At 53.6% G+C, this 24,800-nt stretch carries 13 protein-coding genes and 1 tRNA gene; 11 read left to right on the top strand and 3 right to left on the bottom strand.

Features of this window, described 5'->3' with window-relative positions:
* Window positions 1-224 precede the first annotated feature (224 nt).
* The 3 genes from RE6C_RS19905 to RE6C_RS19895 all read left to right on the top strand — a co-directional run bounded on the left by RE6C_RS19905 (window position 225) and on the right by RE6C_RS19895 (window position 12,139).
* A complete protein-coding gene (locus RE6C_RS19905; protein WP_008659448.1) occupies window positions 225-7,655 on the top strand; it encodes a DUF4347 domain-containing protein in 7,431 nt (2,476 codons plus the stop codon).
* Window positions 7,652-10,633: an ATP-binding protein gene (locus RE6C_RS19900; RefSeq protein ID WP_008659447.1), complete on the top strand. Its 2,982-nt coding sequence runs from the start codon at window positions 7,652-7,654 to the stop codon at window positions 10,631-10,633. The genes RE6C_RS19905 and RE6C_RS19900 overlap by 4 nt, the downstream gene beginning before the upstream one ends.
* A gap of 237 nt (window positions 10,634-10,870) precedes the next feature.
* A complete protein-coding gene (locus tag RE6C_RS19895; RefSeq protein WP_008659445.1) occupies window positions 10,871-12,139 on the top strand; it encodes an HD domain-containing phosphohydrolase in 1,269 nt (422 codons plus the stop codon).
* Window positions 12,140-12,279: 140 nt separating this feature from the next.
* Here RE6C_RS19895 and RE6C_RS19890 read toward each other — a convergent pair whose 3' ends face one another.
* Complete coding sequence (locus RE6C_RS19890) at window positions 12,280-13,236, bottom strand: class I SAM-dependent rRNA methyltransferase (RefSeq protein ID WP_039962698.1); 957 nt, start codon at window positions 13,234-13,236, stop codon at window positions 12,280-12,282.
* Between the two features lie 380 nt (window positions 13,237-13,616).
* Here RE6C_RS19890 and RE6C_RS19885 point away from each other — a divergent pair.
* From RE6C_RS19885 to RE6C_RS19855, 7 genes are all read left to right on the top strand, one after another.
* Window positions 13,617-13,690 (top strand) — tRNA-Val (locus tag RE6C_RS19885).
* A 301-nt stretch (window positions 13,691-13,991) separates the two neighbouring features.
* Window positions 13,992-16,736, top strand: a complete 2,745-nt coding sequence (gene mobF, locus RE6C_RS19880; RefSeq protein ID WP_008659442.1) for a MobF family relaxase — start codon at window positions 13,992-13,994, stop codon at window positions 16,734-16,736.
* Between the two features lie 2 nt (window positions 16,737-16,738).
* Entirely contained in the window at window positions 16,739-17,188 is a 450-nt protein-coding gene (locus RE6C_RS19875; RefSeq protein WP_008659440.1) for a hypothetical protein, read from the top strand.
* A 123-nt stretch (window positions 17,189-17,311) separates the two neighbouring features.
* Window positions 17,312-17,626 carry a hypothetical protein gene (locus tag RE6C_RS19870; RefSeq protein ID WP_052035012.1) on the top strand — a complete coding sequence of 105 codons (315 nt, stop codon included), beginning with the start codon at window positions 17,312-17,314 and terminating at the stop codon, window positions 17,624-17,626.
* A gap of 111 nt (window positions 17,627-17,737) precedes the next feature.
* Window positions 17,738-19,459, top strand: coding sequence for an Eco57I restriction-modification methylase domain-containing protein (locus RE6C_RS19865; protein WP_008659438.1), 1,722 nt, complete (start codon window positions 17,738-17,740; stop codon window positions 19,457-19,459).
* Complete coding sequence (locus RE6C_RS19860) at window positions 19,456-20,187, top strand: PaeR7I family type II restriction endonuclease (RefSeq protein WP_008659436.1); 732 nt, start codon at window positions 19,456-19,458, stop codon at window positions 20,185-20,187. Before RE6C_RS19865 ends, RE6C_RS19860 begins: the two co-directional genes overlap by 4 nt.
* Before the next feature lie 27 nt (window positions 20,188-20,214).
* Entirely contained in the window at window positions 20,215-22,902 is a 2,688-nt protein-coding gene (locus RE6C_RS19855) for a TrlF family AAA-like ATPase (RefSeq protein ID WP_008659435.1), read from the top strand.
* An 82-nt stretch (window positions 22,903-22,984) separates the two neighbouring features.
* On the opposite strand, the gene RE6C_RS19850 is transcribed toward RE6C_RS19855, so the two are convergent.
* Window positions 22,985-23,590: a hypothetical protein gene (locus RE6C_RS19850; RefSeq protein ID WP_144054835.1), complete on the bottom strand. Its 606-nt coding sequence runs from the start codon at window positions 23,588-23,590 to the stop codon at window positions 22,985-22,987.
* Between the two features lie 72 nt (window positions 23,591-23,662).
* Window positions 23,663-24,013: a WGR domain-containing protein gene (locus RE6C_RS19845; protein WP_008659433.1), complete on the bottom strand. Its 351-nt coding sequence runs from the start codon at window positions 24,011-24,013 to the stop codon at window positions 23,663-23,665.
* Window positions 24,014-24,191: 178 nt separating this feature from the next.
* Between RE6C_RS19845 and RE6C_RS19840 the strand changes: the two genes are divergently transcribed.
* The gene (locus tag RE6C_RS19840; RefSeq protein ID WP_008659431.1) at window positions 24,192-24,740 is read left to right on the top strand and encodes a recombinase family protein; all 549 of its coding nucleotides are present in this window, start codon (window positions 24,192-24,194) and stop codon (window positions 24,738-24,740) included.
* The last annotated feature ends 60 nt before the right edge of the window (window positions 24,741-24,800 follow it).

Below are 24,800 nucleotides of genomic sequence, written 5' to 3'. Positions count from 1 at the left end.
TCATTCCGTACGACCGGCCCCCGACGCCGAATGAGCGTTGCAAGCCTCACAGATTCTCCAGCTGACAAAGAAAACTTGGCTTCCCCAATCAGTTTCCACGGCCCGGACGGGTTTTGTCGCCTACGGTTCGGCGGACGACCGGCCCACACCAATGGGTTGTACCGTGAACAGACGTGCCTCGAAGACGTTGTCCCTTGTTCGAGCGCCGTCGTGCGAGGTATCTGATGTCAAAATTCGCGAAACACTGGTGGCAGCGTTGCTGTCTGAGGGTGGATCACGTCGCGACTTTGGCACAGCAGTCCGTGCGGGCTCGTCGGCCGGTGGCATTGGGCAAACGATTGCCCAAGATCAGCACGCTCGAGCCGATGGTGTTGTTCAGTGCCACGCCGATTGATCCGGCCATGATGGACGCCTCCGCAGGCGATGGTGCAGCGGCCGCTACGGTGATGGAGATTCCGTTGGATGCGGAGGCCGAATCGCAACAGAGCACCACTTCATCCAGTGTTCAGAATCCTGAGCAATCGGATTCTGTTGCCGGCGAAATCATCATCATCGATGCACTGACGCCGGACCTGGAGGCGTTGCTGGAAGACCTTCGTTTGCATCGCGAAGGCAGTGAAGTGATCGTTCTGGATGCGGACCGGGATGGGATCACGCAGATCACTGAAATTTTGGAGTCAAGGACTAACGTTCGTTCGCTGCAAATCATTTCGCACGCCGAAGACTCCTCGGTTCGTTTGGGAAATCTATGGCTCGGGGCGGAGAACCTGGACGCCTACGTTGGTGAAATCGCGTCGTGGCAGCATGCGCTGACAACGGATGCGGACATTCTGTTTTATGGTTGTGATTTGGCGACCAATGCTGATGGCAGGACGCTGGTCGATTCTATCGCGGCGCTCACCGGTGCCGATGTCGCGGCCAGCGACGATGACACCGGCCACGCACGCTATGGTGCGGATTGGGATTTGGAATACGCGACCGGTGTCATTGATGCGGACATCGTTGTCAGCGAATCATTCCAGGAGTCCTGGCAACACAAGCTCGCAACGATCACGGTGACGACTTGGGTCGACGAGTCCAACGACAATGGCGAAATGTCGCTTCGCGAAGCGATCACGCAAGCGAACGCCGGAGCCGGTGGCGACACCATTGTGTTCAGTGCATCGCTGGATATGCCGACCGTCTTCAAACTCACTCGCCAACAAACCGAAGATGACGCAAACTCCTATGGTGATCTGGACATTCTGAAGGATGTCACGATTGTCGGCCATGGGATCAACACCACCATCATTGATGGTGGTGAATTGAGTCGGATTTTCGATGTCCGCGGTGGAACGCTGACTTTGTCGGATGTGACGTTGCAGGGCGGGAATGCCTCGGGCGAGATGGGCGGTGCGATCCGGGTTGAGGCTCCATCTGCTGGGCTGGTTTTGCAACGTGCTCTGTTGACCGACAACACCGCGACGGAAGGCGGAGCGATTGGCAACGAAGGTACCATCGAACTGACCGATGTCGCCATCATCGGCAACGGCGGTGTGAATGGCTACGCCACCAACACGGGCGGCGGCATCACGAACCGAGGAACCGCGACGTTGAACCGGGTCACTTTGTCGGGCAACGTGGCAACGGTTGGTGGGGCGATCTTTGTCGAATCGGGTGCGACTTCCATTTCATTGACGAATGTGACGGTGAGTGGAAACACGGGGGCCAATGCGGGCGGCGGCCTCTACACGAAGGTGAATGCGGAGATCGTTCATTCCACATTCACTTTGAATTCATCCAATATTGGCGGGGGCATCTTCGTCGAAGCCGGTACGACAACCGTTGCCAACTCGATCGTCTCCGGCAACACGGCCACCTCGAGCAACCCAGACGTCCATGGTGCGTTCACATCCAATGGTGGGAACCTCATCGGCGATGTTGGATCGGCTTCCGGTTTTGGCAGCGATCTGGTTGGGGCAAACGTGGACCTGGGGGCACTCGCGAACAATGGTGGCTATGTCCAAACGCACAAGTTGCAGGGCAGCAGCGCAGCCATTGATGCAGCAAAACCGGAGGACGCGGTCGGCTCGGACGCTCGCGGGTACAGTTCGCTGGATGGACGTTATGACGCGGGTGCGTATCAAGCTCAGGGAGGCGTCGTCGATCGAATCTTCTTCGTGGACACCGATAACAACAGGATTCAATCAACCAATCTTGCAGGCGGCGACACGCAGACAATTCTGACCGGAGTTCCGAAGGCACAGGATTTGTTCGTCGATTCGATCAACCAACATCTTTACTTTTCTGAACCCGATTTCGGCAAAATTCAGCGAGTGAATTTTGACGGAACTGATTTGGTCGAAGTGCTTACTGGTTTGGACAAACCACAAGGTATTGAAGTCGACTTGGCATCCGGCAAGATCTATTGGGTTGAAGATGGAACCGAATTCAACTTTGTCAAGCGATCTGATCTTAATGGCAGCAATGTTGAGACACTGGCCTCTATCGGAACCGGCGGACTGGATGTGTTCTACAAGCCAGACGATATTGAGTTGGATTTGGCTAACGGGCATATCTATTGGAGTGACGAACTGACTCGCAAGGTCGAACGGATGGACTTGGATGGTTCGAATCGTGAGACGCTCTTCACCCAACCAGGTGGATTTGGAAGCAGCGTCAATGGGTTGGTGCTGGACGTAGCGAACAACACGATCTATTACTCGGTCTCCGCTGGGACCGATGCAATTTGGCGAGCGGATTTGGATGGGGGCAATCGCAGCGTTTTCATGAATTCGGGGATTGATGAACCTGATGGTTTGGCAATCGACTACGCCAATGGAACTTTCTTTTATACAGAGTCGCCGCAGGCGGGCATTGGCTTGGGGGCGTCACTTACCAATGAAGCCCCCGTTTCGTTTGGGTTCCAACCTGACGAAGTGGTTGAGAATACGAATACCGCTTCCGGATTGAGTGTCGGCACTCTAAGTGCCTTCGATATCAACGAAGACGAAACGTTTACTTACACGGTCACCGGTGGTGCGGATGCCGCGAAATTCTCGATCGGCGGCGGAAATTCAGACGAGTTGATTTTGACCGACGGAGTGTTGGACTTCGAAAGTCAGTCGTCCTATACCGTGGTTGTGAATGTCGAGGATGCAGAGGGCAATACAGCCACGCAAACAATCACGATTCGTGTGGGGAACCAGTCCGAAATCGATGGTTTGTGGTTCACCACAGACAACGATGTGAGCGAGTCGAGTGTCGCTGGTCTAACGAACTGGGGCGAAGACCAGGTCGTTCAAGTCAGCGACCCTGGATTGACGCTGGATGGCAATGGAGGCACGACTTCCGGATCCGCTTCCACAATCGGTTTCCGTTTGGAGAACTTTATCAGTGACACCGATGTCGGCATTTCCGGCATGCATGCGGTTTGGTCCGGTCTGAGCGTTGGGACGGGGGCGAATAGTTTCGAGTTGCTGGCCGGCGACCTGATCTTTTCGATCGACAAGAGCGGAATTGATTTTTCGAGCGAAACGGAACCCGACAAAGAGTTTGATCGGGAAGACGTGATCGTGTTCCGGGCATCCACGCCAGGCGACTACACCTCCGGTGACTTCTTCTTCTTGCTCGACAATCCGCTCAACGGAGATGACATTCGAGGCATCTCGCTGGTGGAGAACGAAGGCGGCGTCACCGTGGGCGACACGACGCTCGCCCAGGGCACGTTTCTGTTCTCTCATTCCGGTGGCAGCGAGCATGATCGTGTTATCACCTACCATGCCGATACGGTGGGTGAATCCAATACAACAGGCACCGAGACGGTTCTGATTGAAGGAAGCGATGGTGGAAATCTTGGGTTCACAGAGAGGATCGTTGGTTTGCATGTCGTTGAGTCCAGCACAACGATCGGGGGCGTCGCTGTCACGGCGGGCGATCTCTTGATTTCGGTCCACGCTGGAAGCGAAGCAAGCACAACCATTGGTGGCGTGACGGGAACCAACCAAGATGTCTTCCGCTTGACCATGACCTCCACTCGGATTGGCGGAAGCACTTCCGTGGCCAATGTTGAGTTGCTGTTCGATGGATCGGACGTTGGTTTGGATCAATTTGATAATCAAGAGATCAACTCACTGACTTTTGCTGTCGGAACTTCTCCCAACACGCCCATCGGAGCGGTTTCGGATGCCGATGCAGATCCCGACAGTGTCGACGAAGACGCTGAAATCGGAGACGCCGTTGGCATCCAGGCCTCCGCGACGGACGCGGATAGCGAAGCGGTGACTTACAGCTTGGTGAGTGATCCTGATTCCAAATTCGCCATTGATTCAAACACCGGAATTGTGACGCTGGCGGCCACGTTGGATTACGACGTGGAGACGGAGCACAGTTTTACAGTCCGCGCAACAAGTGCTGACTCCTCGTTCACCGAAGAGACCTTTACGGTTCAGGTCAACCGAGTGAATTCGGCTCCCACGATTTCGATCAACACCGTCCTGGGATCCATTTTGGAAGACGCGGATCTTAGTGGTGGCGTGCATGTTGCAAACGTTGTTTTGAACGATGACGGCATTGGCACGAACGGGTTTACACTCACCGGTGACGATGCCGCATTGTTCGAATTACGAGACTCCAACACAAAATTGTATTTGAAGGACGGGGCTGCTCTCGATTTTGACACCAATAGCGTGCTGAACGTGAACGTGGTCGTTGATGACGCCGACGTTGGGGGAACCCCCGATGACACAAAGTCCTTTTCAATGAATGTCCTTGACGTGAACTCATCGCCGACGGTGAGCTTGAGTCCATCAGCAACGTCGATTCCTGAGTCCACCTCAACAGGTTCGCGAATCAAGATGGCGGATATCAACGTGGCCGATGACGACACGGGAACGAACGTCCTGTCCTTGTCGGGCGACGACGCGGCCTTGTTTGAGATCGATGGAAACGAACTGTTTTTGAAGAGCGGTACGAACCTCGATTTCGAGACCGCACCGATTCTCACTGTGACGGTGAACGTGGATGATTCGTCTATCGGCAGCGGAATCGATTCCTCGACGGACTTCACGCTAACGATCACCGACGTCAACGAAGCTCCTTCGGTGAGTCTGTCCAACCAAGTCACCACGGTCAGCGAAGGTGCGGACCTGTCCTCCGGCATGAAGGTCGCCGACATCGTCGTCACGGATGATGCACTGGGCACCGAAACGTTTGCGCTCGTCGGAGCCGATGCGGCCTTGTTCCGCATCGATGGCACGGAACTTTGGTTGGTCAACGACGCTGCGATGGATTTCGATAGCAATGCGACGCTGGACGTAACAGTCGAAGTCTACGACGCGAGTTTGTCCGCCAGTGCTCTGGACAGCGTCGCTCATTCGATGTCCGTGACGGATGTGAACTCGTCGCCAACGGTGAGCCTGAGCCAAGCAGGAATTTCGCTTGCGGAAGACACCTCAACAGGCACTCGAATCAAGATGGCGGACATCATCGTCACCGACGATGCCACGGGAACAAACGTGCTGTCTTTGTCAGGCGACGACGCGGCTTTGTTTGAGATCGACGGAACCGAGCTGTTTTTGAAGAGCGGCACGAACCTCGACTTCGAGACCGCACCGATTCTCACTGTGACGGTGAACGTGGATGATTCGTCCATCGGCAGCGGAATCGATTCCTCGACGGACTTCACACTGACGATCACCGACGTCAACGAAGCTCCTTCGGTGAGTCTGTCCAATCAAGTCACCACGGTCAGCGAAGGTGCGGACTTATCATCCGGCATGAAGGTCGCCAACATCGTCGTCACGGATGATGCACTGGGCACCGAAACGCTCGTTCTGGTCGGAGCCGATGCGGCATTATTCCGCATCGATGGCACGGAACTTTGGTTGGTCGACAACGCAGCGTTGGATTTCGATAGCAATTCGACGTTGGACGTGACGGTGGAGGTTTACGACGCGAGTTTGTCCGCGGGTGCTCTGGACAGCGTCGGTCATTCGATGTCCGTGACGGATGTGAACTCGTCGCCAACGGTGAGCCTGAGTCCATCAGGGACGTCGCTTTCAGAAGACACGGCAACGGGTTCGCGAATCAAGATGGCGGACATTATCGTGACGGACGACGCCACGGGAACGAACAATCTGTCTTTGTCAGGCGACGACGCGGCCTTGTTTGAGATTGACGGAACCGAGTTGTTCTGGCGTGGTGATACGCCTTTGGACTTCGAGGCCGCATCGACTCTCACTGTAACGGTGAACGTGGATGATTCGTCCATCGGTGGTGGAATCGATTCCTCGACGGACTTCACACTGACCGTCACTGATGTCAACGAAGCACCCAGTTTCACCGTCGTTACTCCGCTCACTGTGGTTGTGGAGGACGAAGATTTTTCGAGCGGATTGAAGGTTGCTGATTTGGATATCACCGACGACGCGCTTGGTGCCGAAACATTTTCGTTGAGTGGCGATGACGCCGCACTGTTCGAAGTGGTCGGCACCGAATTGCGGTTGCGGGCCGGGATTACCCTCGATGCAATCACAAATCCTAATTTGGACGTGACGATTGATTTGGACGATGCGAGTCTCGGCGGTGGTTCCGAGGACACCGAGTCGTTGCAGATTCAAGTCACCACGACCAACACGCCGCCAACGCTCGGTAATTGGCAAGATAATTCGCTGGCGGGGCAAACGGTCACCGTTCCCGCTTCCGTTTTTAACGGGCTATCCGACGATGTGGACGGGCAAATCCTTACGGCTCATTTGAGTTCTGGACCGCTGGTTGGCAATTTGGATCTGCAAGCTGACGGCAGCTTCGCGTTCACACCACCGCCTGGGTTCATTGGTTCCATCTCGTTTGAATGGACCGCATTTGATGGACGGCAACACAGTGCCGCGGCGACGGTGACGCTGACGTTCCTGCCCGTGCCGGTCGTACCAACTCCTCCGGTATCGGCAGCAACGGAAGATACGTCCGGATCCAATTCGGATGCGACCGATGGGGACGCAAACGACTCTAAAAACGATTCAGACAACGGTGAGAATTCGGAAGACAATTCCGGCGATTCGGAGTCGGAATCCGCTAGCGAAAGCGACTCGTCAGAAGTCGCCGTTGGCATGCCCAACGCGGCCACAACCAATCCTGATGGAACCGCACAACAATCGGGGCAATCCGGTGGTGCTGAAGAAGCATCGGCCGAACTGGAACGAATGAATGCGAGTGTCAACGAAGCGAGACTGGCGCAAGAGGCTGCCGAACGCGAATTGCAAATCGAAAGAAACCAGCTGGGGCTGACGCAAACAGACGGTCGAACTCAGCGTTTGGATTTGGATTTCGATTTCGGATCTGACGGTGTCGCGATGACATCCATCGATTATGCCTTGATGAGCCAACCCGGCGAGATGTGGGACCAATTGGACAACTATCAACAAAAGGTCAATTCCCAAATCAAAGGTGACCTGATTGTCGTCGGTACTGCCGGTGCCGCGGCATCCAGTGTGACCGTCGGCGTTGTCGCATGGGCTTTGCGCAGCGGATTGTTGTTGTCTGGATTGATTGCCCACATGCCAGCTTGGAGCGCGGTCGACCCGTTGTTGATCATGCAAGGATTCTCTGGAACCGGTGACGGAGAAACACTCGAAGAACTCATGGACCGCCACGATAAAGCGATGACAGACGAATGATTAGTCTCTATCAGCGTATCCCGATTCGCATTCGGATTTCACTTGGATTGGTTGGTCTGATGGCCGGCAGTTTGCTGGTCGCCAGCGCTGCTGGATTCTTCCCCAACGAACAGGAAGAAATCCTTCACGGACGTGCGCGCTTGTGCGAAACGCTGGCAATCAGCGGAACCGCAATGGCCAGTCACGGTCAGGTCGACTCTTTGCGAGTCACCATGGAATCGATCGTTCACCGAGATCCTCAAATTTTGTCGATCGGACTGGTCTCGAGCGAAGGCAAATTGCTCGTGTCCGCGGGAGAGCACGCTGAGTTTTGGGACGAGAGTCTCGAGGACGATGTCAATCAAATGAAAGTCCCCGTGTTTCGATACGGAAAACAATGGGGCGAAATGCAGTTCGCGTTTGCATCAACCGGCGGTTTGTTCGGTCTGAACTATTGGGCTCCGGCTTGGTTGCTGATCGTCCTGATTCCCGCTTGTTTGATTCAGTTTTCATTCTTCTTGAAGAAGACGCTGGAGAGTTTGGATCCCTCCGGAGCCGTCCCGACGCACGTCGAGAACGCGCTGGATACCATCACGGTCGGATTGGTTCTGCTGAACTCGAAAGGCCGCATTCTGTTTACCAACCGTCGTCTGAATCGATTGCTGTCTCAAGAATTAGCGGATTTGATGGGCAAGAAGATCGACGATTTGGAATGGCAAATGATCGCCGACACCGGTGACGTCCTGCCATGGGAAGAAGCGAAACAGAACGACGATTCGGTCATGGATCGAATTCTGCAATTTGACAACAACGGTCGCATGCTGACCTTCAGCGTCAACTGCACGCCCATCGCCGGCCAAGGATACCTAGTCACGTTCGAAGACATCACGCTGATCGAGGAGAACAAAGTCGCTCTCGCGAAAGCTCGTGATGCCGCAGAAAACGCAAACGCGGCTAAGAGCGATTTCTTGGCGAACATGAGCCATGAAATTCGAACACCGCTCAATGCGGTTCTTGGTTTCACCGATGTGCTGCGTCGCGGGCTGGTGTCCAACGGCGACGAAGCCGTCGATCACCTCAACATGATTCACCGTTCGGGTGCGCATTTGTTGGAACTGATCAACGATATTCTGGATCTGTCGAAGATCGAATCGGGGCACTTGCAGACCGAGACAATCGACACCAACCTCGACGACATCGTCACGGATGTGGCTAATACGTTGAAAGTCAAAGCTGACGAGCAAAACTTGGAGTTGAAGGTTGATTTCCGATCCGCAATTCCAAGAACAATTCAGTCTGATCCAACGCGTTTGCGGCAGGTCATCACGAACTTGGTCGGCAACGCAATCAAGTTCACCGAGAGCGGATCCGTGTCGATTGTCACGTCTCTGCTGAAGACGCCATCCAATTCCCTGGATGGCTATGACCCGATTATCCGAGTCGACATAATCGATACCGGTATCGGGATGACGCCGGATCAACAGGCCAAAATCTTTGACTCGTTTGTGCAGGCGGACAGTTCGACCACTCGTAAGTTTGGTGGAACGGGACTGGGCCTTTCGATCAGTCGTCGTCTCGCCGAGGCGATGGGCGGATCCCTGACGGTACACAGTGAAGTGGGAATCGGCAGCACCTTCCGTGTGGAACTCCCGACCAGCATTGCGAGCCTGCAAGACATGGTCAGTCCCGAAGAGCTGGCTCGCTTGGCACAAGAGAAATCTGCCGGTGCGGTGAATTCGGAACTGCTACGACTGCCTGCGAAACGAGTGTTGGTCGTCGATGACGGTGAAGCCAACCGTCGCCTGATCGAGCTGGTGCTCAAACGCGCCGGAGCGACCGTGATGAGTGCCGAAAACGGTCAAGAAGCTTTGGATATGATTGCCGAAGGAAACGACTCGGGTTGCCCATACGAATTGGTGCTGATGGACATGCAGATGCCGGTCTTGGATGGATATTCCGCGACTCGATTGCTGCGTGAGCGAGAAGACACAACTCCGGTCATCGCGTTGACCGGGAACGCCATGCGTGGTGACCGTGAGAAGTGCATGGATGCCGGGTGCGATGACTTCCTCACCAAACCCGTCAATTTGGATGAGTTGCTGGAGATGGTCTCGCAATACTTGGGAGGAGTCGATCCGGGCACGTTGCTCAATACAAATGCCATGGCCAACGAAGCGCCCTCTTCGGCAGCTTCCAGCAGTGCAGGCGTTCTGCCAACAATGCAGTCGCCAGTTCTCGAAGCATCGACGCCTTTGTCGCCATCTGATTCACCAACCGCGGCTTCGAATAGCTTGCCATCTTCCGCTATCGTGCCAACGTTGCCGATGGACGATGAAGACTTCCGCGAAATCGCGGGCGACTTTGTATCAAGATTACATGCCAGATTGGATGGAATCGAACAAGCGATCCAGGAATCCAAGTTTGACTTCGTGCACGGCGAAGCTCACTGGCTCAAAGGTGCCGGCGGAACCGTCGGTTTGGATGTCTTCACCGAACCGGCTCGGACATTGGAACAGGCCGCCAAGGATGAATCGACCGACATTGCTCAATCGATCCTAAACGAAATTCGCGAACTGCATGGGCGAGTGGCGATCCCGGGAATGGATCTGTCGCAGGAAGCCAATTCATCTGAATCACCCGGTCCGGCGATCGCGTCAATTGATCCAACGACCATCATCAATCCAATTTATTGTGCCTTGCCACTGGATGACCCAGACTTTCATTCCATTGTCTCGGATTTCATCGGTCGACTCGACAAACGTTTGGTGGGCATGCGAGACGAGCTTCGCGACCATCGCTTTGACGCTTTGGAACTCAGTGCACACTGGCTGAAGGGGGCTGGCGGCACGGTTGGATATGGCGATCTGACCCAACCATCACGAGATCTAATTCAGGCCGCATTGGAAGCGAATCCGACGGATTGCGAAACCTACTTGTCACAAATTGAATCGGTTCGTGCACGCATGATTCTCCCTGGACCATTGCCACAATCGGTTTGATCTCAACTGGAAAGCGTGGTCGCGAGAATTGAAAAGCCAGGTCTTCGGGAGATGGTTTCTGCTCGCGAGGTCTTTTTCAATCATTGCGACCGACACAATCGTTCAGGTCGTTCGACGTGCAAAAAGCAATTCCTATCAAATGCCGCTGGTCTGCAATTCGCATCCTAGCGTGAGGCATGTTTTCAAAACGTCCTCGACACTGCTCTCTTTGAAACCGTTCCCTTCGGACCACACTTGATGAACGCTTCCAATACCTCCACTGATACGGCCGTCTTTAGTGCGCCCGTCGTTCCTGGAAGTCATGGTGTTCTTCCCCAAGGAAACTCGGCCAAACCCGTTGCTGCATTGCCCGGCAAGATCATGATCGTCGACGATGAGATCGCCAACGTTCTGGTCGTCAAAAAATACTTGGAACGAGCCGGCTATCGAGATTTCGAAACGACAACCGATTCAACCTCTGCGTTTCGAATCCTCGAAACCAGCATGCCAGATGTGTTGTTGCTTGACATCAACATGCCTAATGTCGATGGCATTCAGGTGTTGGAGCGTGTGCGGCAGGACCCTCGTTTCAAACACTTGCCCGTGTTGATTTTAACGGCCAACACGGATGAACGAATCAAATTGGTCTGCTTGGAATTGGGCGCAACTGACTTCTTGCTCAAGCCCGTCGACCCGATGGATTTGACTCCGCGAGTCCGTAACTCATTGCAAAGCAAAAGCTTTCAAGATCGACTGCAGCATCACGCTGCTGAATTGGAACTCAAAGTCGAACAACGCACGCGAGAACTGGAAGCATCCCGCCGCGAAGTCATTTACTGTTTGGCTCGTGCCGCCGAAATGCGTGACAACGACACCGGCAACCACGTCATTCGAGTCGGACGATTCGCCGGTATCATTGCCGCCGGGATGGGATTACCGGATTGGTTTGTTCGTGACATCGAAATGGCCGCCCAGTTGCACGACGTTGGCAAGATCGCCATTCCCGATGCCATTTTGTTGAAGCCAGGTAAGCTCGAACCAGAAGAGTTCGACGTGATCCAAAACCATGTTAAGTTTGGACACCAAATCATCCAGCCACACACCAGCACCGATGCTCGCCGAATGCGTACGCACGTGGAACTCGGTGCCGACATGCTCAGCAACGGCAGTGCATTGATGCGACTGGCCGCCAGCATCGCACAAACCCACCACGAAAAGTTTGATGGTTCGGGCTACCCACTCGGATTGGCCGGCAGCGACATTCCTCTTGAAGGCCGGATCACCGCCGTCGCTGATGTGTTCGACGCCCTGTCCGCAGAGCGTCCCTACAAGAAAGCCATGCCTCGCGAGAAGTGTTTCTCGATTCTCGAAGAAGGCCGCGGATCACACTTCGACCCCGATGTCTTGGACGCGTTCTTCGATTGCACCAAAGAAATTGTTCGCGTTCAGTTGGACTACATGGATCACTGCGAACCCACACCAGCCCCTACAACGGCAGCCGCCGTCACCAACCAAGACGAATCCTAACAACCTTCGTCCCGGCTTCTTCGCTCGCTTCGCAAGGGCAATCCTCTCGTCCCAACCCGCAGCGTCAGAAAGGCCACACCACCACAATCAATTGCCATTTTGCATTGATCATTTTGCAATTTGCAATTTCTCCGTCTTAGCTAACGTTCATTCCAAGCACGCACAAAGAACCCCGCGTCCAGCTTCCGACCCGACTCGTCCGGCAACCGCAGTCGTCCCGTTTCAAACCGAAGCTTTCCTGATGGCCGAGTCGTCTTGGGGATGGCAGTCGCCAAGTAGTTTTCAACATCGTCTTGGTTGACGTCCGGCGAATGCCCCGTGATCAACAATCGAAACGCATCCGGTTGCAGCAACCGCAAGCAGTCATCGATCAACGGCCAAACATCGCGAGTCAATCGCCAGGCCTTCCCGCTCGGGCCGTGCCCGTAAGCCGGCGGGTCCATCACAATCGTGTGGTATCGGTTTTCGCGACGCACTTCTCTGGCCGCGAACTTGACCGCATCGTCGATCAAGTACCGGATCGGTGGATCATCCCATCCATTTGACTTCGCCGCCTCACGAGCCGATTGCACATTCGGTTTCGCCGCGTCGACATGAGCCACCGTAAACCCGGCCGACACCATCGCCATGGTTGACGCACCGGTGTATGCGAACAAGTTGAGAGCTTTGGCACGATCCACAACCGTGTCACTCGCGTTGGGCGGCGAGAGTAGAGAGCCATCCGGCAAGGCATGCGTCCGCAGCCAATCCCAATTGGCCTGTTGTTCCGGGAAGACACCGATGTGCCCATATGGAGTCGGCGCGACCGGCATTCGGAATCCGCCACATGCGATGTAGCGTCCTGGTTTCCACTCCACCCGATGATTCCATCGTCTTTCACTTTCGTCGAAACGGCTGGCCGCCACCTTCCACCGCGCACGTTGCTTTGCAGCCAAACCCTCCGCCGCCGGCGAGGGCCGATCGATCAGTCGCCCTGCGACCAGCTCCAATTTTCGCCCGCCACCAAAGTCAACTAGCTCATACCGATCGTCTGTGCGGCCATCGGGCATACGAGAAGGACGTGATTCAGTCGAGCGAGCGGGATCCGAAAAATTCATGGCGAGCAGTGTATCTCCAACCCGCCACCTCGTGTCCCCCACGAAAGAAGACCGAAAAAACGGCGTCAGCCAAAATCGAGCGTGCCAATCATCCAAGCAATTTTCAAACCCGCCGCCTGCCCATTTCCAACGCCGCCAACACGCCATTTTGCAATTTGCATTTGTCAATTTGCACTTTGCAATTCGAAATAAAACTCCCACCTGCTCCAGCAGCAACACCCAACGCAAGATCCTCCCCAGCTCTCCACAACCCGCCGCGCCCGCCACGTCCCCCCCCAACCGCCGAGCAAGTCTTGTCACACCGCGGCGCGGAAGTTAATCTTTCCTCCACGAAGCCTATTCCGCAGCGAGCCCCACTCGCCGTGGCGGAAGAACCCTTCGGGCGATTAGCTCAGTTGGTTAGAGCGCTGCTTTCACACGGCAGAGGCCACAGATTCGAATTCTGTATCGCCCATTGGTTTTTACGGTATTTCCGGTGACTCGCTTGCCTGAAATGCACTGGTTTTGACTGGGTTTGAAAACCAAAAAGGCGCACTGGACACTTGGTCCACGTGATCTCCATCTCACCATGGCGGCATCAGTTTCAGCTGCCTTCTCTCCGCCCCAACACGTGCCTTTTGGGGAATCTCTGGTGAACCCGGTGAATGAGCCGAAAATGTTGCCGGGCTGCATCACCCAGCGACAACAATGACCGATCGATCTTCACCAGGTCGCATGGTCATCATGTTGTCACACTTGAGGAGTAGGGTCCCGCGATGCGGATCACTCATTCCAAAAACGCAGCTTCAGCGAAAAGCTATTTCGAACTTAGCGACTACCTGGACGCTGAGCCTAATCAATCGCTCAAGGGCCGGTGGTTTGGTCGGGCTGCGGCAATGCTTGGGCTTGAAGGGGAAGTGGACAAGAAGCACTTCGATCGACTCGTTGACAATCAAATGCCCTTCACCGGCGAGCAGCTTACTGCGAGATACCGTGAAGACCGGCGAGTCGGAACCGACCTGACATTCTCAACTCCCAAGTCTGTCTCGCTGCTTTGGGCCACAACGCAAGACAATGCCATTTTGGAGGCCGTTCAGGAAGCTGCCAATGACACTCTCGCTGATCTGGAACAGGACGCGCAGACCCGAGTGAACCACTCACGCGGCGTGATGTCTCTTCAGAAAACGGGCAATATTGTCGGTGCAAGTTGGCTGCACACGACCTCTCGCCCGGTGGACGGTTGGCCAGATCCGAGCCTGCACGTTCATTGCTTCGTTATCAACGCCACGCACACCGGCGATCGCTGGACAGCAGTGGACCTTTCCGATGTCGTCCGAGATTCCGGTTTGTATGAAGCGATGTTTCAATCTCGGCTCGCTGAGAACATGATCCAGCTTGGTTATCCCGTGGTTCGCTCAGCAAGAGATTTTGAGATTGAAGGCGTCTCCCGGGAGACGATTGAAAAATTCTCTCGGCGAACTGCCGTGATCGAAGAGGCGGCGCAGGAAAACGGCATCACTAACGCCAAAGAGAAAGGCACTCTCGGCGCCAAGACGCGGGACAAGAAATCGACGAGCGTAATACCGACCGCTGAATTGCCCCAAAAGTGGCGTTCAGAGATGACGGCGTCGGAGGGAGCCATATTTGATCATCTTGCCCAGAGTCGCAGCCCCGCCCCGCAGGGCTCTTCTGCTGCTCCGAAGGCAGTGGATATTGCCATCGAGCATTGCTTTGAGCGGGAAGCGGTGATCCGCGAGCGAGCACTCTTGCGTCAATCTATTTTGAACGGAATCGGCTCGGCTTCAGTGGAACAGATCAAGCAAGAAATGTCGCAGCGAGATTTCGTTCGGCAAGGAAATGACAACCATGCCCTGATCAGTACGCGGGAGGTACTGAAGGAAGAACAATCACTTCTTTCCTTTGCCCGGCAGGGCCGCGGCCGCGTGCGGCCGCTGTCGATCGATCATCCGATCGATCGACAATTTTTGAGTGATGAGCAGCAACATGCCATTCGCTCACTGCTGAGCTCAAAGGATCGGGTGCAGATACTACGGGGCGTCGCGGGCAGCGGCAAAACCACCATGATGCACGAGGCGATTGACGCCATCGAGAAGGCGGGCAAGCCGGTGACTGTGCTCGCTCCAACGGCAGAAGCAGCCCATGGGGTTCTCGCTGAGCAAGAAGGGTTCAAAGCCGAGACATTAGCTCGCTTTCTGGCCGATGAGCGTTCCCACGCGGACGCAAAAGACGGAGTGACAAAAGACGGAGTGATTTGGATTGATGAAGCGGCTCTTGTCGGAACCAAAGACATGGCCGCTATCGCGCGGATCGCAGAGCAGCAAAATTCTCGGATAATCCTTAGCGGTGATGCACGGCAGCATCAGCCAGTTTCTCGCGGCCTTCCTTTCTACCTCCTCGAAAGCCAGGCCGGAATTGCTCCGCTTGAGGTCTCCACCATTCGCAGGCAGTCAGGAAGCTATAAACAAGCCGTCGAGCTGCTGAGCCGGGGCGATGTGGCGGCAGGCATTGAGCGTTTAGACGAGCTCGGTCGGGTCGAAGAAATCGCTGCCGACGAGGAGAGGAATAGGCGGCTTGCGAGTGACTATGCCGATTCGATCCAGGACAAGCAATCCAGTTTGGTGATTGCTCCTTCGCACGCCGAGCGGGAGGCGATCACGGAGGCCATCCGCGATGAACTGAAATCTCGCGGCGTTGTCTCCGGCGATGAGCAAAGAATCACGACGCTGCGATCCAAGCGATTGACGCAAGCGCAGCGCTCGGACCCTGCGAGCTACGCTCCTGGAGACGTGGTTGAGTTTGTGACCAAGGGAAAGGGCGGCTTCAAAGCGGGCGATCGGCTGAAGGTTGCAGAAGTTGGTAAAGACAGCGTCATTGCTTCATGCCAGAAAGGCCGAGTGGAACTGCCACTTCACTCCCCCAAATCGTTCGACGTTTTCCAAGAGAAGCAGCAACGTTTCGCTGCAGGTGATGTGATTCGGATCACCAAAAACAAACGAGCGGGCAAATCTCCAGGCGAGAAGCGGCTCAATAACGGCTCCCTGGCCACACTGAAGGGCTTTACCGATGCCGGCGACCTTGAGCTATCCAATGGACAAACCATTGCAGCCAAGTGGGGACACATTGATCACGGCGTGACCGTTACCTCTTACGGATCTCAGGGGAAAACCTACGACCGAGTTTTTGTGGCACAAAGCTCTCTTTCATTCCCGGCATCGTCGCCCGAGCAAGCTTACGTCTCAGCGAGTAGGGGCCGCAAATCGGTGACGATCTACACCGATGACAAGCAAGCCTTGATGCAGGCTGTTTCAAATCATCACCCGGCGCAAAATGCGAGTGATCTAGTTGAAGCGGCAACCGATAGTCCGCTTGCTGGAAAGAGCGGACTGCATCAGCGAGCCACGCAGATTGGCTTGCGCGCCTCGCAGTTTGCCGCTAAGCAAATAGAACGCTTTCAGAAATGGATGCTGTCACACAGCCAAAAGCCTCAATACGCGAGATAAACATGTCGGAAGATCAATCCGCCTCTTTGCTGGATCGTTTTGGGCTCAGCAATGGTCCTCAGCTACCCGAGGTCGATAGCTACGTTGAGCAATCGAAGTATTTAGCCTTCGGCATCAGCCGCAAAGCCTGGGGCGGCGAGCCGATGATCAACTTCATCAGCTGCCGAGGCGATCACCACGCCATCAGCTATTCGCATCTCTACGGAGTGAAATTCAATCCCTCATTAGGAATAACAATCGAGTTTAGCGACCACGTGGTTTTGGTGCGTGGGCGCGGCCTGGCAAGCAGCTACGAGAAATTGGTCATGCAGCGAGTGGTGTTCATTGTCGAGGCCGATCGATCGACCGCCGCGTTGATTCCCGATGACGAGCCGGTTGTGACCGAACTGCTCATCGAGCAAAAACGCGAGAAAAGCCCGGATTTCAAGCGGATGATGGAGGAAACCCCGTAGCGAGCCACTTCAAATTCATTGACCAACACGAATGGTTCGTGCGATGATTGCATTCAGAGAATGCAGCGAGAAACAAGGGAGGCGGCCGCAATGACCATCGACATACCCCAGGAATGCGAGAGCATGCTAGATGGTCTCGTGGCGAGCGGAGCATTTCCCAACATGGAAACGGCATTGCTGCGAGCTCTTGAGCTGCTCGCCAATCAGCAAGCGGCGAGCCAAGCAAGCAATGGCGTGGAAGCAATCGAGGCAATGCCTGAGCGAGTTTACATTGAGCTACTTGCCCAGCGGCAAAACGTGGCTCCCTTCGATGCTAGCCAACCAAGCCCCGCCGGCATCTGGCCGCAGGAGCAATCAGTGGATGATTTCCTGAATTTTCTTGCCGATTCCCGGTTGGATCTGTTCAACGGCGGTTCGTTTGCCAACGCTCCTGCCTAGTTGATGGCCAGGGCGTCAGGTAGACTCTTCGCTTCAATTTGTGTGTACATCGCATGTCCGCTGCGCTAGTTTCGCTGGAGAGCGATTGAGTATTTAACCAATGGAGTGGAAATGGCCCGCCAAGCTGCCTTAAGCCAACCAACATTCCCCGGAATGAGTGATGTCGAAGCTGCGATAGAAGAGCTCTCGGGCGCTGACACAGAAGCAAGGGGTGCCATCTTTACCAAGCCGGACGTCGTGCATTTCATCTTGGATTTAGTTGGCTATAAATCCAGTAAGCCACTCCATTCGCTCAGAATGCTCGAGCCTTCATTCGGTCATGGTAGTTTTTTGCTGCTGATCGTTGATCGTCTGATTGAATCGTGGAGAGCCTTTGGAAGCGGCGATCCGTCACAGCTCAACGATTCACTGCGAGCTGTTGAGCTTCATACTGAATCTTTTCATGTGACTCGCCGCAAGTTGGTCCAAAAGCTACGCGATGCAGATTTCTCGTCCACCGAGGCTGAAAGTCTTCTAGAGAAATGGCTGATCAATGGTGACTTTCTGCTCGAACCCTTTGAGGGGCAATTTGATTTCGTAGCAGGTAACCCGCCCTACCTTCGCATCGAGCGAGTGCCTGCTCCGCTGATGCGAGAGTACCGCCAGCGTTACCCAACTATGTATGACCGTGCGGATATTTACATTCCGTTTATCGAGCGTTCGCTTGATTTGCTTTCTGATGAAGGACGGCTTGGGTTCATCTGCGCCGATCGATGGACAAAGAACCGCTATGGAGGCCCCTTGCGAGAGAAGGTAGCTAAGGATTTTCACATTGAATCCTTTGTGGACATGTCGAATACGCAAGCTTTTGAATCCGAAGTCATTGCGTACCCGGCTATCACCGTGATAAGGCGTGGCAGCGCTGGAGTGACTGCGATTGCTTCCGATCCGGCAATCAATAGGGATTCACTGTCGACACTTGCTGGCTCTCTCGGCAGCACAAGCAATGCTCCTGCTGATTCAATCATTAGGATAGACGGTCTTGCGAAGGGCAAGTCGCCTTGGATAGTCACAGGGTGTGACAGCACGCGGCTACTCAGGGATATTGAGGAGAAGTTTGCCCTGATCGAGGAAGTCGGCTGCAAGGTTGGCATCGGCGTTGCCACCGGAGCGGACCGGGTTTTTATTGCTCCCTACCAATCGCTTGCTGTGGAAGAGGATCGAAAGCTTCCATTGGCAACAACAAAAGACATTGCCAGCGGCAAGGTCGAGTGGAGCGGACTAGGTGTGGTCAACCCATTTGCAGAGAACGGCAAATTGGTTGATCTAGGACAGTATCCGGGATTAGCTGCGTATCTCGACGAGCACAAAGAACAGTTGTGCGGTCGTCATGTCGCGAAGAAATACCCCGCCAATTGGTATCGGACAATCGACCGTATTCACCCGGCGCTTACCACCACTCCTAAGTTATTAATTCCCGACATCAAGGGAGGAGCGAATATCGTTGCCGAGAAAGGGGAGCTTTACCCGCATCACAATCTTTACTATGTCACCGCTGGCGATTGGAGCATTGACGCGCTAAGGGCGGTCCTGCTTTCAGGCATAGCGCATCTGTTTGTCTCCAGTTATTCAACCAAGATGCGGGGCGGGTACTTTCGATTTCAGGCTCAAAACCTCAGACGCATATGCCTTCCCTCCTGGGCAAGCTTAGAGGCAAGCGTTCGCGCAAGTCTGCAAGATGCTGCTGAACGCGACGATACAGACAGTTGTTTTGAGCTCACTTGTCAAATTTATCAACTAAGCAACAAACAGCGTACGGTTCTGCGGGGCCATGTCGCGGAGGTGATCGCATGAGCCTGAGTCTTGGAGACTTTGAAAATAACGCCAAAATTGCTATTCAGCATTTCTGGCAAAACCGACTGGACGCGGTAAGCAAGCAAAAAAAATCTGGGAAGCTTGACCAGGGCGAACGAGCAGGCGTCACAGGCGGCAAAAACATGGACGGTTTTGTTCAACTGATCTGCGACGTGATCACCAGTAACGGACTTCCAGTGGAGTCAATCCAACTGCGCAAGCGAGTGCTGACGCTGCCAGGTTTCTTCCGCCCGACGAAAAGCTGGGACTTGCTTGTTATTCATGAAGGGCATTTAATCGTTGCGGTTGAGTTCAAAAGCCAGGTCGGGCCATCATTCGGCAACAACTTCAATAATCGAGCGGAAGAAGCAATCGGCACAGCTCTCGATCTGAACACAGCTTTCCGCGAAGGAGCTTTTGGGGATCAGCCAAAGCCGTTTGTAGGCTGGATGATGCTGCTCGAGGACTGCGAAAAATCCCGGCGACCTGTTACCGATCGTTCGCCTCATTTCCCAACCTTCAGTGAATTCAACGGGGCATCATATGCTGAGCGGTATCATCAACTATGCAAGAAGCTAATGCAGGAAGATTTGTACGATGCTGCCGCATTTATGCTCACAGCGAGAGCCAATGTCGATGACGGCTGCTACTGTGAAATTGATGCCATGACAGGCCTGAAAACCTTTGTCTCGCAACTTGCTGGCAGGGTCGCGGCAGAAACCACCTAACTAGTGAACTTATTGAGGAGATTGTAGTTGTTCGATCAAAGGGGCTCGACTTGGAAGAAGTGGGATTTGCATGTACACACTCCTGCCTCGCTTGTGCAGGGATACGGGGGCAAAGATGGCTGGGAGCAGTGGCTAAAGGACATCGAGGGTTTGCCGCAAGAAGTGAGCGTGATCGGCATCAACGACTATATCTTTCTCGATGGCTATAGACGAGTCTTAGAGGAGCGAAAAAGAGGACGCCTAGCGAATATCGACATGGTGCTTCCTGTAGTCGAACTTAGACTAGATAAGTTTGGAGGATCGGATAGCAAGCTGAGCCGCGTAAACTTCCATGTGCTCTTTTCTCCGGAAGTTACTGCTGACGACATTGAAGCGCAGTTTCTCTCAGGTTTGGCTCGAGGCTATTCCTTGAGCCCTGAGCACCTTGGATCTCCAATCCACTGGAATGCCGTTCCAACCCGTGAGAGCTTAGTGGAGCTGGGGGAAAGGATCATTGCATCAACTCCAAGCGATAAAATACAAGGCAACCCATCTCCAATAACGGTCGGATTCAATAATCTCACGGTTACGATGCAGTGTGTGCAAGAAGGGCTTCAGAGACATTGCTTTGAGGGGAAAACAATAACTGCCGTCGGCAAAGGTGAATGGGCAGATATTAGATGGAACGGAGCTTCAGCTGCAGAAAAGAAGCACCTGATTAACGATGTGGATCTTGTATTCACCTCTTCCGAATCTGTCGCACACTATGATCGCGCCAGGGTGAAGCTTCGTGAAGCGGGCGTAAACGACCGATTGCTTGATTGTAGTGATGCTCACGCATTCAGCAGCTCTACGAACAAAGATAGAATTGGAAATTTTCGAACATGGATCAAATCCGATCCGACATTCGAGGGTTTGCGGCAGGCCATTATCGAGTTTGATACTCGTGTAGTCATCTCGGACAATCAACCCTTGAGTCCGCCATACCGCATTGAAAATGCGAGGCTAGATTTCCCCGAGGATACACGTCTCAAAGGCAAGGAGCACGAAGACGTTTTTTGCTTCCGGGGTAGTCACCAAGTTGCATTCAGCCCCTACTTCACATGCCTTATCGGTGGTCGTGGCTCCGGAAAAAGCACCCTGCTGAATCTGTTGCATGAACGAGCATTCCCAAGCGACAATGAATTCTTTAAACGCAATGATCTAGTCTCATCAGATGGGCCGGTAGATGTTGCTCAGTGTGTATCCATCGATTCCACCATACCCTTGTCAGCAATCGAGTTTCTTCCTCAAAATCAAATCGAGCGTTTCGCTACAGATCCAAGTCGGTTTACCCCCGCCATTTTTGTTCGGATCGAAAAGCTGGATTCCCAAAACGCTTTAAAAAACGCGGAAGAAGAACTAGATTCTTTCGCTGCTCTAGTGCGGCAGCAAATCGATTACAGAAAAGAACTGCAGCTTGTTAGAACGCAGCATGGAGTGGCGACAGAAAGTCTTCGATCGAACACGGCAATTGTCAATTCGTTCCAAAGTGAAATTTACCAAAAGCTCAATCAAAATTTGGCAGAGCTCACCGAAGAGAAGCAGGGCCTAATCCAATGGCGAAATCTGCTTGCCGATCTGGTTGGTAGCGTCTCGCATTTATTGGACCAGTTTGACCAGGAGCCTCCAGGTCAACCGAATGCATTCCATGCAAGATTCATTGCGATCATGGAAAAATTGAAGGAGGCAAAAGAGGTTAACGCCCCCACAACCGATACTGCTGATGCGAGGATAGTCGCGCTCGAAAGTGAAATCCTGGAAGCCAGAGAGAAAATCAAAGCCTATCTGCAAGATCGGGGTCTGTCAGACGAAAATCTCTCTGATGTCGGAAAGGCGAATGAGGCCATAGCTAATGCCAAGTCAGCGATGCCTGATCTTGAGCGTAGTATTAACACGTTGAGGGAACGTATTGCTGAATTCGAGTTCCAACCCAGCTTGCTTGAAAAATACGAGAGTTGCGTAACTGAGTTACTGAAGCCGATTAGCGAGCAACTGCGAGATGTGAGCGAACAGGTTAAGCAGATCGATCTGCGATATTCGTATGACGCTGCGTCTTTGCGGGATGACATCATCAGCACGATTGCTGGCAACCTGGAGCAGAAAACGCGAGAGGGCCACATCGCCAACGCTCTCGACGGAATAGACCTGGTTGATCTTCCAGAACAAACCGAGATCCTCGAAAAGTTGAATACTAACAACAAGGTGACAAAGCGTCTAAGGGACTATTTTTCGTCCGACCACAATTACAACCTGCTGCAACTCGAAATCGAGTTTCAGAAGCTAGACATTGCGAAACACCGGCGGATCGACGTTTTTTATGACGGGAAGCCGCTTGACAGCACATCTTTCGGCCAGCGATGCACAGCCGCCGTAGTCGTGCTTCTTCTGCTGGGCAACACTCCTATCGTTATTGATGAGCCAGAGGCGCATCTCGATAGCTCACTCATTGCTCGCTATCTTGTTGAGCTAATTAAGTCAGTTAAGCCGAACCGCCAGATTATTTTCGCGACTCATAACGCAAATTTCGTGGTCAATGGTGACTCAGAATTGATCCACGTTCTCAACTGCGATGATTGCAATGCCACAACATTCAGTAGCACAACGATCGAGAACGTCGATAGGCGGCAAGAGTTGCTCTCCCTGGAAGGCGGAGAAAAAGCCTTCAAAAGACGTGGGCAACGATATCGCCGATGAAAACAGCTTTTTCTAAACTATTGGTGGCTGCATGTGATCTCACCCCTATCACGCAATAGTTGCCATTTGGTTAAGAAACGGCTTAAATCATTTTCAGAGTGCCGACCTTGCGATCGTTCCGATGGCGTTCTGTTTGGTCGCCCGGTATCGGCATGCGATTCAACTTTCGCAATTTGTAAATTTGATTTTGCTCAATCTTCTTAGATTGCAAGTCAATTCTCATCTGCTCTTCGTTCAAGAAGTCCAGTCGAAGACCTCCATCTCGCTCAGAGGTGGCGGTCTTTCTGGTTTGATCTAGGCGTTGCAGTTTTTTATGAAGAATTGCAATTTCCAGTCCAATCTCCGTGGTTCGAAAGCTCAGTTTGTAGAAGTCCACTGGCAAACGATTGTGCTTCATGTTTTGGATCTTCTCAATCGTGCTTGCTTGCAAGCGCCTATTATTTTGCAGCATTGCCTCGAGATGTTCGACCGAGTTTATTTCATGTTCGGAAGACGCAGATCCCTGCATTAGCTCTTCGCCGACCACGCACGGAACTGGTAGAAGAAAGCAGAATACAAGCATCATTGAACGCACGAGAAACACCGCCCTTTCAAGGGATTTTCGATTGGATTTGAGTATCGCGTTAGATAGCAAAGCAATTGTTCCGCGGCAAGTGCGGAAGAAACGCCGCCTCCACCACATCAACATAGCCTCACGTCTCCCATCTAATAGTTCTCGCAGAGATCCCGCTTTGCGTTCAGTACGACGGTTCCGGTCGGATCAACCCGAGCAGGCGTCGGATGCTCTAACGCTGTTCGCTTCGAGGTCTCTTGGCAGCCAGTCGCTCGGAGCAAGCTCAGCCGAGCAATCCACATCGACCAGCTGGTAGTCACAGCCGATACGCCGCCTGGAAGACATTCGCCGAAGGATACGTTCACGCAACACGCGTTTGAGTTGCTTTTCATCGGTCGCGGCAATTGACTGCACCTGCTTCCCTCGCCCGCAACGTCCGTAGGAGATCTTCAGCGTCCAATCGCCAAACAAATCCTTGCCCACATCCATCTGGTAACTTCGATGGTGGTTGCGTTCATCGTTGTGAGCTTCGAAAGCGATAGATAGCAGGTTTTCCATTTCGCTATTGATTGGTACAGAAAACGTTCGTTTTCCGAACTGGTTTAAGACCGTGATTTGCCGGTCAGGGTTTCGTTGAAAAACGAGTACAGTAACTCGGTCAAGAAATCAAGGAAAAGAAATACCGCCTCTCAATGAGTTTCTTGACTTCATTGCGAAATACTTCTAATCGCATAGCATGCAGATTGGATACGCACGAGTCTCAACTCATGATCAAAACCTGGACCTTCAACGCGATGCGTTGGAGAAGGCGGGCTGCGAACGGGTCATCGTCGATGTTGCGAGTGGAGCCAGGCAGGATCGTTCTGGCATCGAGCAGCTACGTGAGCAGCTGAGGCCGGGTGATGTGGTTGTCGTATGGCGGCTGGATCGGCTTGGCCGAAGCCTCAAGCACCTCATTAGCCTAGTGGAGGAGTTTGAGACGCTTGGGGTGGGCTTTCGGAGCCTCACGGAAGCGATTGACACCACCACGCCAGGAGGAAAGTTATTCTTTCACATCGTCGGCGCCCTCGCTGAGTTCGAGCGAAACATCATCTCCGAGCGGACCAAAGCAGGGCTTTCAGCGGCTCGCGTCCGTGGCCGCCTCGGCGGCAGACCGAAAAAGCTCAGCGAACAAAAACAAAAGCTTCTGCAGCAGCTATACGTAAGTAAGCAGCACTCGCTGCGTGAAATCTGCGAGCTGATGGGCGTTTCGAAAACAACGCTATACGCTTACTTGAAGGGTTAGTTACTCAGCCGCCAGCAAGTCGGCGATATCCAGCGCACCTGAAAGCGGCGAGCTGTTGCT

The organism is Rhodopirellula europaea 6C, from assembly GCF_000338295.1.
GTDB classification, from domain to species: Bacteria; Planctomycetota; Planctomycetia; order Pirellulales; family Pirellulaceae; genus Rhodopirellula; species Rhodopirellula europaea.
The sequence above is the reverse complement of the archived record's forward strand: the minus strand, read 5'-3'. Positions and strand labels throughout refer to the sequence as shown.